The 12,698-nt window shown below is 60.7% G+C and carries 7 protein-coding genes; all 7 read right to left on the reverse strand.

The genetic code is table 11. The features are described from left to right. Nucleotides 1–37: 37 nt before the first annotated feature. On the reverse strand, nucleotides 38–1,939 hold the full coding sequence (locus Q5H92_RS18195; protein WP_305012984.1) for a RagB/SusD family nutrient uptake outer membrane protein: 1,902 nt from the start codon (nucleotides 1,937–1,939) through the stop codon (nucleotides 38–40). Nucleotides 1,940–1,967: 28 nt separating this feature from the next. Further along, entirely contained in the window at nucleotides 1,968–5,252 is a 3,285-nt protein-coding gene (locus tag Q5H92_RS18200; protein WP_305012985.1) for a SusC/RagA family TonB-linked outer membrane protein, read from the reverse strand. Between the two features lie 37 nt (nucleotides 5,253–5,289). Further along, complete coding sequence (gene kduI / locus Q5H92_RS18205; protein WP_305012986.1) at nucleotides 5,290–6,120, reverse strand: 5-dehydro-4-deoxy-D-glucuronate isomerase; 831 nt, start codon at nucleotides 6,118–6,120, stop codon at nucleotides 5,290–5,292. 103 nt (nucleotides 6,121–6,223) lie between these two features. Then, nucleotides 6,224–6,994 (reverse strand): SDR family oxidoreductase, encoded by a 771-nt coding sequence (locus tag Q5H92_RS18210; protein WP_305012987.1) that lies wholly within the window; start codon nucleotides 6,992–6,994, stop codon nucleotides 6,224–6,226. Between the two features lie 427 nt (nucleotides 6,995–7,421). Continuing rightward, nucleotides 7,422–8,381 (reverse strand): pectinesterase family protein, encoded by a 960-nt coding sequence (locus tag Q5H92_RS18215; RefSeq protein ID WP_305012988.1) that lies wholly within the window; start codon nucleotides 8,379–8,381, stop codon nucleotides 7,422–7,424. A gap of 278 nt (nucleotides 8,382–8,659) precedes the next feature. Continuing rightward, complete coding sequence (locus Q5H92_RS18220) at nucleotides 8,660–10,354, reverse strand: sodium/sugar symporter (protein WP_305012989.1); 1,695 nt, start codon at nucleotides 10,352–10,354, stop codon at nucleotides 8,660–8,662. A gap of 404 nt (nucleotides 10,355–10,758) precedes the next feature. After that, nucleotides 10,759–12,684, reverse strand: coding sequence for a glycoside hydrolase family 88/105 protein (locus Q5H92_RS18225; RefSeq protein ID WP_305012990.1), 1,926 nt, complete (start codon nucleotides 12,682–12,684; stop codon nucleotides 10,759–10,761). Nucleotides 12,685–12,698 lie beyond the last annotated feature (14 nt).

A 12,698-nucleotide genomic window follows, 5' to 3' on the forward strand; every position in this document is an offset into this window, starting at 1 on the left:
CAGGCAGTAAAGCAGGTTGCGTGGGCGAGCCGCCCGATTAGTAGCCGAAGTTTTGCTTCAGGGCCGGGTCGGCGCTCAGCGTGGCCGACGGGATGGGCAGCAGCTCTTTGCCACGGCCGGGCACGTATTCCGCCGCCAGGCCCGAGCCAATGCTGGTAGCCGTCACCGGCGTGGCCGCGTTCAGGGTGTACACGGTGCCGGCGGGCTTGGTGTTGGCCACGTAGGCGGCATCAATGCCCTGGCGCCAGTTCACGCGCACGGTGCCGGTGGGCGCCGTGTTAACGGCAGGCGAAGGCTTGTAGAACGAGCGGGTCCACTGCACGGGCTGCACGGCCAGCGAGGCGGCCGTGGGCGTGCGGTAGTACTGGTACAGCGGCACGTTCTGATACGGCGGCAGGCCAAGGGCCATTTTTTCGATGTTGGACTTCACTTCGGCCAGCTTCGTTTCGAAGAGGTTCCAGCGCAGCAGGTCATACTTACGAATGCCTTCGCCACCGAACTCGATGTAACGCTCGTTCACAATGGTGTTGAACATGTTGGCCTTGCTACTGAAGCTAAAGCCAGCCTGCGTCAGCGTCGAGAGGGCCAGGGCGCGGTTGCCGCCGAAGCCGCGGGCACGCACTTCCATCAGGGCATCCTGGGCGGCCTGGGTGGGGCCGTTCAGCTCGTTTTCGGTTTCGGCAAACATCAGCAGCACATCCGAGAAGCGGATGATGGGCCAGTTGTAGTCGAGGTAGTTCACGGTGCCGGTCACGGGCGGGATGTGCCAGTCGCGGCGCCACTTGCCGTCGGTGGCCGAGGTCAGGGCCACGCCCGTCTGCACGTTGGCGGTGCTGGCAATGCCGTAGGTGGTGATGGTCACGTCGCGGCGCGTGTCGGTCGAGTCGAAGGCGTAGAAGTAGGGCGGCGCAATGGTCACGGCACCCTGCGTCGAGCCGTAGGTGCCCGAGGCATTCTGCAGGCGCGGGCCGTTGTAGTAGCCCACTTTGCTGCCTGAAGCGCCCGTGGCCGTGGCCATGCCCACTTGGAACATGATTTCGTTGGCCGTTTCCGAGCGCAGTTCGTTCATGCTCTTGAATACTTCCAGGTAGCTGGGGTTCAGGGTGTGCTCGGCGCGGGCGCTGGTGGTCATCAGGTCGGCGCACTCCTGGCGGGCAATGCGGTAGTAGTCGGCGTAGTCGGAGGCGCGCTGCATGGTGTTGTTCTGCAGCGAGTAGCCGCCGCGGTACAGGCAGAGGCGGGCCCGCAGGGCCTTGGCGGCGCCTTTGGTGATGCGCTCACTGGCGGCACCGGCCTGGCTGCGCCACGGCAGCAGGTCGATGGCCATTTGCAGGTCGGCAATCAGGCGCGTGAGGGTGGCGTTGCGGTCCGAGTTGGGCAGGTTGAAATCCTGGCCCGACACGGCCGGGGTGAACTGCACCGGCACATCGCCCCAGTTGCGCACCAGCTCAAAAATGTACTGGGCCCGCAGCGTGAGGGCTTCGCCGTACAGGCGTTTGAGGGCGGCCACATCCGAAGCGCTGCCGCCGGTGTAAAGCGGCATCTGCGGAATCTGCTGAATGCAGATGTTGGAGCGCTCCACGCCCTGGTACAGCTGGTTCCAGGGGTTGTTAATCTCCGTGTTGGTGGGCAGGGCGGTGTAGCGGGCAATGCTGCGGCGGCCCCCGTCGGCGGCGCCGGCCGAGCCAATCAGCTCATCCGAATCGAGCGGGTAGTACAGGCTGATGCGGGTGCCGTAGCCGTTGTCGCCCGAGAGCGGGTCGTAGGCGCCAATCACGGCGGCAGTGGCCCCACTCACGGTGCTAAAGGTGTACTCCGTGGTGTTGAGGGCCACGGGGTCCACTTCGAGGTAGTCTTTGCAGGAAGAAACCAGCCCGGCGGTGCCGGCAAGGGCCACGGCAGCCAGCGCCACCCGGCGGAAGGATTGAAACGATTTCATATAATCAGAGCAAAAAGTCGGGTGGGAATTAAAGCGACAGGTTGACGCCGAAGAGGATGGCGCGGCTGCGGGGGTAAGCGGCGTAGTCGACGCCCGGCGTCAGGGGCGTGGCGCGGCGGGTGTTCACTTCCGGGTCGTAGCCGGTGTACTTGGTGAAGGTGTACACGTTGTTGAGCGTGGCATAGAAGCGCAGCGAGTTCACCTTGGCACGCTGGGTCAGCGTTTTGGGCAAGGTGTAGCCCACGGTGATGTTGTTCACGCGCAGGAACGAGCCGTCTTCCACAGCCCAGGAGTGGAACACGAAGTTGCGGGTGGGCGTCCAGATGTTGGCCGACTGGTTCACCTCCTGCAGGCGGGTCAGGGTGGTGATGGGGCTGCCATCGGCTTCGATGACGCGGTAGCGGTTGCTCATGATGTCGAGCACGTTGCTGAACTGCGTGTTGGCCGTGTTCGAGGTGAATTCAATCTTGTTGGCGTTGTAGATGTCATTGCCCAGCACGAAGTTGAGGAACAAGCTGGCATCAAAACCCTTGTAGGAGAACTGTTGGTTCAGGCCGCCCACGGCTTTGGGGTTGGCGTTGCCAATCACCGTCTGGTCGTTGGCGTCAATCTTGTTGTCGCCGTTCAAATCCTTCAGTTTGAGCAGGCCCGGGCGGTAAGACGATTCGCCAATCAAACCCAGGTTGTTCACGAAAGTGCGGTCGGTGCGGGGCGTCCAGGTGCCCAGGGCGCCGTTGGCGCCGGGCACGTAGCCCGTGAAGTCATCGGCGGTGAGGTAGCCGTCGGTCACGTAGCCGTACATCTGGCCCACCGGCTGGCCCACGCGGGCCACGTAGTCCGGAATCAGCGACGCCGTGGAGCCGGCCCAGCCCGACGAGATGGCCGGGATTTCGGTCTGGTTGCCGCCCAGGCTTTCGATGCGGCCGCGGTTGAACGAGGCGTTGGCCGTGGCCGTCCAGCTGAAGTTTTCGTTGCGCAGCACCGTGGCGGTCAGTTGCATTTCCAGGCCCTTGTTCGAGGTCGAGCCGATGTTCTGCAGCTGCGAGGTGTAGCCCAGGAAGGCCGGAATCGGTTTGTTGAGCAGCAGGTCGTTGGTGGTGTTGTAATAAGCGTCGGCCGTGAACTGGAAGCGGTTGTCAAGCAGCGAGAGGTCGATGCCGATGTTGCGCGACGTAGTGGTTTCCCACTTCAGGTTGGGGTTGGCCAGGCTGGTGGCCGACGAGCCGAGCACGATGCTGTGGTTCAGGGCGTACGGCGCGTTGCCGGCCGTGAACAGTTGAGCGTAGAGGAAGTCGTTGATGCGGTTGTTGCCGGCCTGGCCGTAGCTCAGGCGCAGTTTCAGGTCCGAAATGGTGGGGATGCCCTTGAAGAACTCCTCACGCGAAATACGCCAGGCCACCGAGGCGCCGGGGAAGTAGCCCACGCGGTTGCCTTCGGGGAATTTCGACGAGCCGTCGGCGCGCAACGTACCCGTAAACAGGTACTTGTCGTCGTACGAGTAAGTCAGGCGGCCGAAGCCCGAGAGCAGGCGGTAATCGGCCGGAATGCTGGTCTGGGGCAGCACCGGCTGGGCAGTCTGGCCAGCGGGCAGTACGCCTTGGTTGATGTTGGCCAGGGCCCGCTCGGCGGTGATGTCAACCGGCAGGAAGTTGGTCTGGATGTAGAGCTGCTTGGTTTGCTGCTGGTATACTTCCTCGCCCACGAGCAGGCCGAAAGCGTGCTTGCCAATCTTCTTCGAGTAGTCCAGCACGTTCGAGTTGTTGAGCGTGGTCTGGGTGCTTTGGGTGATGGTGGCAAACGGCAGGTTGGCGTAGCCGCCCGACGCCGAGCGCAGCACCGGCGAAAACTGGCCGTTGAAGGTACCCAGGTTGATGTCGGTGATGTCGAAACCGGCCGTAGTGCGGAAGGTCAGGCCCTTGGCCAGTTCCAGCGACGCGTTGGCGCCGATGTTGATGGTGCGGCGCTTGTCCTTGCGGTACTCGTTATCGATGGTCACGATGGGATTGGCCAGCGACGACTGGTCGAAGAATTCCGGGTCAAACGCCGAAATGTCCACCACCTGGCCGTTGGCCTTGGGCACCTGCAGCGGCTGGTACTGCACGGCGTTGCGCAGGCGCGAGGTCGTGTTCGAGCCCGACGTGGAAGTGCCGGCGCCCATCGTGCCCTGGTCGTTGAAACGAGCATTCAAACCCACGCGCAGTTTGTCGGTGGCTTTGGTGTCGAAGCGGAAGTTTATCAGGTTGCGGGTGTAGTCGGAGCCGCGCTGAATGCCCTGCTCGTCGTTGTGCGTCAAACTCAGCGAATAGGTCGTGGCTTTCGAGCCGCCGGCTACCGATACGTTGTGCGTCTGCTGGAATGCCTCGCGGCCGAAGACTTCGTCCTGCCAGTCGATGAAAGGGGCATTGCGGGCGCGCTGCAGCGTGTCGCTGTTGAAGTTGGTGCTGCCAAACAGGCTCTTGAACGTGGGCAGGCCGCCCGACGTGTTGCCGATGACGCGGGCCCGCTCAAACTGGTAGTTCAGGTAATCGTTGGGGTTCAACACGCCCAGCGTCTTCGTGATTTTGCGGAAGCCGGCAAAGCCGTTGTAGCTCACCACCGTGCGGCCTTCCGAGCCCTTCTTAGTGGTGATGATGATAACGCCGTTGGCGCCACGGGCACCGTAGATGGCCGTGGCCGACGCATCCTTCAGCACATCCACCGAGGCAATGTCCTGCGGGGCAATCACGCTCAGCGCGTTTTCAATCTGGATGCCGTCCACCACGTACAGCGGCGAGTTGTCCTGCGTTACCGAGCCGCCACCGCGCACGCGCACCTGCACGTTCAGGTTGCCGGGGGTGCCCTCGGCGCTGGTCAGCTGCACGCCGGCCAGACGGCCGGTGAGCGCCTCAGCGGCCGAGTTCACCGGAATGTCCTTAATCTGCTGCGCGCTCACCGACGAAACCGAGCCGGTTACGTCGCGGCGCTGCACTTCCTGGTAGCCGATTACCACCACGTCTTCCAGCTGCTTGCTGTCGGAAGCGAGGGAGACGTTGATGGTCGTGCGGTCGCCAATGGTTTCTTCTTTCGACACAAAACCCACGAAGCTGAAACGCAGCTTGGCACCGGCTGCGGTAGTGGCCGGAATCGAAAGGCTGTAGCTACCGTCGGCACCGGTCGAGGCGCCGTTGGTGGTGCCTTCTACCAGCACCGTCACGCCCGGCAGGGTTTCGCCCTCCGCCGATTTGACGACGCCTTGCACCTGGCGGTTTTGCGCCACGGCCAGCCCGATGCTCCCGAAGAACAGGAGCCAGACCAAGAGAAAATGTTTTTTCATGAGTGAAAAAGTTGGGTGGGAGTTTTTAAAAGTCGGGTTAGCGTAGCGCGTCGAGCGGTACGGCGTCCATGTCGGTGTATTCGCGGTTTTCGCCGGCCATGCCCCAGATGAAGGCATAGTTGCTGGAGCCACAGCCCGTGTGGATGGACCACGGCGGCGAGAGAATGGCCTGCTCGTTGCTCACCCACAGCGGGCGGGTTTCGGTGGGCTCGCCCAGCAGGTGCAGCACGCGCTGGCCCTGGGGCAGGTTGAAGTAGAGGTAGGCCTCCATGCGGCGGTCGTGGGTGTGGCTCGGCATAGTGTTCCACACGTTGCCAGGCTTGAGCTGCGTGAGGCCCATCACCAGCTGGCAGCTTTGGATGCCTTCCTGGTAGATGTATTTGTAGATGGTGCGCTCGTTGGCCGTTTCCATGGCGCCCATTTCCACGGGCGTTGCTTCGGCCTGGGTGCGGCGCGCGGTGGGGTGCACCGCGTGCGCCGGCGAAGACAGCAGGTAGAACTTGGCTGGCTGGGCCGCGTCCACGCTGGCAAAAACCACTTCTTTCGAGCCCATGCCCACGTAGAGGCAGTCCTGGTTGCCCAGTTCGTACACCGTGCCGTCTACGGTGATGGTGCCCGCGCCGCCTACGTTCAAGGTGCCCAATTCGCGGCGCTCCAGAAAGAAGTTGGCTTTCAGCGACTCGGGGCAGGGCAAAGTCAGCGCCGTGCCGGTGGGCTGGGCCCCGCCCACAATCATGCGGTCGTAGTGCGTGTAGGTTAGCTCGATTTCGCCGGGCGTGAAGATGTTTTCAATCAGGAAATGCTCCCGAATTCCGCTCGTGTTGAGCGTGGCAGTTTCGCGGGGGCCGATGGCAAAGCGCTGGGTCATGGTTGAATTATGAATTATGAGTTATGAATTATGAGTTGGGGCCGATTTAAAACCGAATCAGAGCGCAAAACTCATAATTCATAACTCATAATTCACAATTAATCTACCGCCCCATCCAGCCGCCGTCGACGGTGAGGATGGTGCCGTGCACGTAGTCCGAAGCGGCCGAGGCCAGGAACACGGCGGGGCCGGCGTAGTCGGAGGGCAGGGCCCAGCGGCCGGCCGGAATGCGCGAGAGGATGGCGGCGCTGCGCTCCTCGTCCTGGCGCAGGGCGGCGGTGTTGTCGGTGGCCACGTAGCCGGGGGCAATGGCGTTCACGTTCACGCCGCGGCCGGCCCATTCGTTGGCGAGGGCCTTCACCAGGCTGCCCACACCGCCCTTACTGGCCGCGTAGCTGGGCACGTTGATGCCGCCCTGGAAGGTGAGCAGCGAGGCCGTGAAGACAATTTTGCCGGAGCCGTTCTGCAGCATCTGGCCGCCAATGGCGCGGGCCAGGCGGAAGGGCGCGTCGAGGTTGATGCTAAGCACGGCGTCCCAGTCCTCGTCGGAGTGCTCGGCAGCCGGCGCGCGGCGGATGATGCCGGCGTTGTTGAACAGAATGTCGATGACCGGAAAGTCAGCCTGCACCTGTTTGATGAAACCCTGCAGTTCTTCCAGCTTCCCGAAATCGGCTTGGTAGCCTTTGTATTCGCGGCCCAGGGCCTGCACGGCCAACTCGGTTTCGCCGCCCGCCGGCATGTGCATGGATACGCCGATGATGTCGGCGCCGACCTCGGCCAGGCCGAGGGCAATGGCTTGCCCGATACCCCGGTCGCAACCCGTCACGAGGGCGCGCTTACCAGCCAAACTAAATGCGGAGGAGAAAGCAGTCATACTAAAGGGACAATGCGAAGGGAGGAGAACTATTGAAATGGACAAAACCCTCGGATTGGGGACGGCTTTGCTTCATAAAGATTTCATTCGCTTCAGCCAAAAGCAAGAGTTGGACAATCTATTTTTGTGCAATCGTTGCCGGGAACGATGCCATACGCCTAATTCCTGTACCTCCCAGTTCTGAAAACGCCTCTACAAGCCTAAAAAACCACAAATCCACTCTTCCTTTCGCCAAACGACACCGCGCCCAATAAATTGAATTTTTCCAATAAAACCAAAATTTAGCAAACGGTTGATTACGTCGACAAAATGGCTTGCTCAACAGAGCCAGTTCCGCTGTAACCGTTGGTATGCCCCTTAAAAGACGACGGCAGCCAGGACCAATTGGTCCTGGCTGCCGCCATTTGAAATACCATAAAATCCCGGGCTAGTCCACGCTCACAGTGGGGTCCCAGTTATTGAGCACACTTTCGCGGGTGTAGAAGGCGGCCTGCTGCGGCGTGAGCTGGCGCGACCACAGGATGCGCGCCTTGGGCGCCGCGCCGGGCCCGGTGGACTTGTACTCGGCAAAAAAGGCGTCCTGCTTGTTGCTCTCCTTGCCCCAGTGGTCCCAGCCTTTGGGCTTGATGATGTTCGAGAGTTCGCAGTTCAGCAGTACGGTTTTGCCGGTGGGCTTCCAGGGACGGGCCAGGAAGTAAGATTCGGGCGGGGCCTCGCCGCCAATCTTGCAACGCTGCATCACGATGCCGTAGCGGACGCTGTCGGGCGTGGAAGCGGCGATGATGACGGTGCCGCCCGTTTTGCAAAACAGCGTGCAGTCTTCAAACCACGCCGTGGCCGAACCCAGAATATAGTCGGTGGTGCCTTCGATGTAGCAGTCTTTATAGTACTGCCGGCTGCCGTAGCCGTACACGTAGAGCGTATCGCGGAAGCCCAGGAAACGGCAGCCCACGAAGCGGGCGCGGTCGCCATACACCCACATGGCGGGGCCCTGCCCTACCGTGCCGGCGGTGTTTTCGAAGGTGATGTTTTCGGCCGAAAAGTCGGCGCCGAACACGCGGAAGGTGGAGGCTTCGGAGGTGCCCAGGGGCTCGCCGTTGGCGGGGGTGCGGCCGTTGTAGTCGTCGAAGGTGAGGATGGTGGTGTTTACGTCCTCGCCCTTGAGGCGCACGAAGTTCTTCTTTTTGGCCAGGTTCAGCTTCTCCTTATAGATGCCTTTGCGGATGAAGATGACCGTGGGCGTGCGGTTGTTGAGGGGCACGGCGTCGAGGGCGGCCTGCACGGTGCGGAAGTTGCCGGAGCCGTCCTGGGCCACCACCACGTTTTTGGTTTGGGCGAAACCGGTGAAGCTGACAAGCAGCAGGGCTAACAGTATAAACTTGGACATAATTAACGGGCGGGATGAAGGAAGGGAATAAGCCCCGGAGGGTGAAATCGGGTTGGGCGAATTTAAGAAGTTATTCCCGACTAGTCCTAATCAATATTGCCTCAACTGGCTTTTTTGACAGTTCGACTACCAAATAAGTCTATTTTTTTGTCTTAAAGGTACTTGCTCAACCAGCTATTGCCAGCCACGTTCTGCCACCTGCCCAAAAGCACGAATGGCCCGCCGGCTTTCGCCAACGGGCCACACGGATACCATGCGCCAAAAAGAAGACTAGCCGCCTACCAGTAAATGGTGTAGAGTGCAGTGAGAATCACAATAATGGACGCCGCGCCAATCACAAAGCTGGGCTGTGGCTTGAACATGCTGCTGTCGATTTCCAGGCCCTTGGTTTTCACCCCGCGGGCGTTTTCGAACAAGCTGATGATGACCATCATAATGATGCATATGACGAACACGAAGCCCATGCGGTCGAGGAACGGAATCTCATACACGCTGGAGCCGGCGGGCTTCACCGCGAAGCCGAACGGGGCCAGGAACGACAGGTCCGTGTAGGTAGGCAGGAACTTGAACATCACCGAGAGCAGGAAGCCGCCGATGGTGGCAAACAGGGCCGCGGTGGAGGTCGTTTTCTTCCAGAAGAAGCCCAGGATGAACATGGCAAAAATACCCGGCGACACGAAGCCCGTGTATTCCTGAATGTACTGGAAACCACCCTTTTTGTCGATGCCGAGGTGCGGCGCGATGAGCACGCCCAGAATCATAGCCACGACCACCGCGATTTTGCCGGTGGCCACCAACTGCTTCTCGGTGGCATCGGTTTTGAAGACTTTGTGGTACACGTCGAGCGTGAAGATGGTGGCAATCGAGTTGGCTTTGCCAGCCAGCGAAGCCACCACGGCGGCCGTGAGGGCGGCGAAGGAGAGGCCCTTGAGGCCCACCGGCAGGATGTTGAGCAGCACGGGGTAAGCACGGTCGGGGTTCAGGTCGGCACCCGCGCCGAACTCGGCGGCACCGAAGACGTCCTGCTTGTAAAGCACGTAGGCGGCGATGCCGGGCAGCACCACAATTACGGGCATGAGCAGCTTGAGGAAGGCGGCAAACAAAATGCCGGAGCGGGCCGTGGGCAGGTCGGCGCCCAGGGCGCGCTGGGTGATGTACTGGTTGCAACCCCAGTAGTTGAGGTTCACAATCCACATGCCGCCGAGCAGCACCGTAAGCCCTGGCAAATCGAGGTAATGCTCGTTGTCGCGCTTGAAAATCATCTGGAAGTGGTCGGAGGCGTGCTCGGTCATCAGGTTGAAGCCGCTGATGGCGCCCGAGGAACCGTAGTGCGTAGCCACCAGGTTGAGGGCCAGGTAAGTAGTGGCTAGGCCGCCGAGAATCAGGAAGAACACCTGAATGACGTCGGTGAAGCCAATCACCTTCATGCCGCCCAGCGTGATGATGACGGCGAAACCGGCCAGCATGTACATGCAGAAGTTGAGGTTCAGGCCCGCGATGCTGCTGATGGCGATGGCGCCGAGGTAGAGAATCGAGGTCAGGTTCACCACCACGTACAACGCCAGCCAGAACAGCGCCATAATCATGGCCACCGTCGAGTTGTACCGCTGGCTGAGGAACTGCGGCATGGTGGCAATGTTGTTCTTCAAATACACCGGAATGAAGAACACGGCCACGATGACCAGCGTGATGGCCGCCATCCACTCATAGGTGGCAATGGCCAGGCCCATGGCAAAGCCCGAGCCCGACATGCCCACGAACTGCTCGGCCGAGATGTTGGAGGCGATGAGTGAGGACCCAATGGCCCACCACGTCAGAGAGCCTTCAGCGAGGAAGTAGTCCTTGGAATTGCCCTCCAGGGTACCGTCGTGGCCGGTTTTGCGCCGGTATACCCAGATGCCGTAGCCGGATACGATGATGAAGTAAACGAAGAATACGATGTAGTCAATCGTACTAAGGGTGTGCTGGTTCATTGAAGGTGCTAATGGGAGGAGGTTGACAGAGCGAAGATTGAGACCAGATTAGGGCATTCAAAAGGTAATGTTCCGGCAAAAAAACCGTTTCTGAAAGGACTTTCTTTTGAAGTCCTCACTTACCGACCGCAAGTTCAAACAAACGATTGCGGAGGTCGGGCCCTAGATTCGTCATACATCCACCTCAAATTCGTCAGTAGGCGCTGGATAGTGGAAATGAAAAAGGCCGGGCGAGTGCCCGGCCTTTTTATTGCAGCGAAGTCGTTTGTAAAAGACATCAAAAGCACGTCATGCTGAGCGCAGCCGAAGCATCTCTACCGCGAGAGTAAATGATTACGTTGCGCGGTAGAGATACTTCAGCTTCGCTCAGCATGACCGTTCTTCCGTTTGCGTTTCTACTTCCTCTACTTGCCCAGCAGCCAGGTGGCCAAATCTTTGCCGGCCTGGAAATTCTGAAATGAGGCCGGAATCTTGCGGCCGTCGGTGTACTCGTTGTACAGCCACGGGTCGCCAAGAATGAAGACCTTACCCTTGCCCAGGCGGGCCGTGGCCATGATGACTTTGCCGTTGTTCGTCACCAGCGGCTGGGCTGGCGCGGCCACCGACAGCACTGACAGTTCCTTCACGTAGGCCGTGTTGGCATTCTTGAACACAGCTTTGCCGGAGGTCAAATCCACTTTGCCCTGCTCGAACTGCGAGCCCTGCACCATGTTGACGCTCTGGTTGGTGAACTGCACGCCGAAGTTTTTGGCCAGCTCGTTGAAGTGTTTGGTTTCGCAGTTGGCCGTGTCGTTGGCTAGCAGCACGAGGGTGCCGCCGCCCTTCACCCACTCGGTGATGACCTTGCTGTCGGCGGGCTGGATGTAGTTGGGCTTGGGCGACTCCTTGCGCGAGTCCGGGTCGACGATGATGTAGACGCTCAGGGGCTTAAGGCTGGCGGCCGTGGGGGCGGCTGGCACAGCTACGGTTTTGGCGCCCAGCTCGCGGAACTGGTTGCCCCACAGCCAGAAGCCACCGTGCTGGCGCTCTTCCCAGGTGTAGTGCCACTGCTCCTGCTCGCCGCTGAGCGGGCTTTTACGCATCTCGTGGTTGAAAAAGTAGTCGAGGCCCACGGTTTTGCCCTGGCCGAGGCCATCTTCGGCGGCAATTTCCATCTCGGTGCTGGCCAGAATGAAGGGCCCAACGCCCTTGTAGTCGTTTTTGCGCAGCTTCTCGGTGAGGTAGTAGTCGAAGGTGCCGTCGCGGTAGGGCTTGCCGCCCAGGCCGCCCACGCTCACGGTGCCGTTGTAGGCCAGCGCGCCGTTTTCATCAGCCACGAAGGCTTTCAGAATGCCGTCGTAGCCTTTTTTGGCCACGGCCGCGTACTTTTTATCGAGGTAGCCCAGGCGCACGCCCTTGGCCAGCGCGTACACAAACATACTGCTGCCCGAGGCTTCGGCGTAGTTGCCCTTGCGGCCTTCCTGGCCCATCACGAGGCTCCAGGTGCCGGTTTTGGGGTCCTGGTACTTGGCCAGCACGGGCGCCAGCCGCTGCAGGGCTTTGATGAGGGCGGGGCGCTGCGGGTGGTTGGCGGGGAAGTAGTCGAGCACGTCGACCAACGCCATGCCGTACCAGCCAATGGCGCGGTCCCAGAAAGTGGGGCTCTGGCCGGTGGCTTTGTTGGCCCAGGGCTGCTCCCGGCTTTCGTCCCAGCCGTGGTAGAGCAAGCCGGTTTTGGGGTCGACCAGATTCTTCTCAATCAGTGCAAACTGCTTGGCGATGTCATCGAAGCCAGCGGGTTGATTGAACACGCGGCTGTACTCGGCATAGAACGGCTCGGCCATGTACAAGCCGTCGAGCCACATCTGATTGGGGTAGATTTTCTTATGCCAGAAGCCGCCTTCCTTGGTGCGTGGCTGGGTGTCGAGCTGCTTGCGCAGCAGTTGCGCGGCCTTGATATACTTGTCCTGGTCAGGCACCGAGCCCAGCTGGCTCAGCAGCAGCAGCCCGCGGCCGGGCGTGATGTGGTCGAGTTGAAACTCGTCGGCCCGGTAAGTGCGGATGCTGCCGTCCTTCTGCACGAAGCGGTTGAGGTCCTTCTGAATGTAATTGGCGTAGCGCGGGTCGCCGGTGCGCTCCCAGACGCGCTCCAGGGCTGTGTACATCAGGCCCTGCTCGTAGTTCCAACGGCTGGCCTTCGCCTCGCCCACCACAATGGAATCGGGGTTCCAGGAGATGAAGGCGTCGGCCATGCGCTGCGAGTAGGGCTTGGCGGCCGTTTGGGCAGCGGCGGTTTCGCTGAGCAGCGCGAGTGACAGCAGCGGCAGCAGGAAAGGGGTGGGTTGTTTCATATCGAATATTAATG

This window comes from Hymenobacter mellowenesis (assembly GCF_030581005.1).
In the GTDB taxonomy this organism is placed as follows: Bacteria; Bacteroidota; Bacteroidia; order Cytophagales; family Hymenobacteraceae; genus Hymenobacter; species Hymenobacter mellowenesis.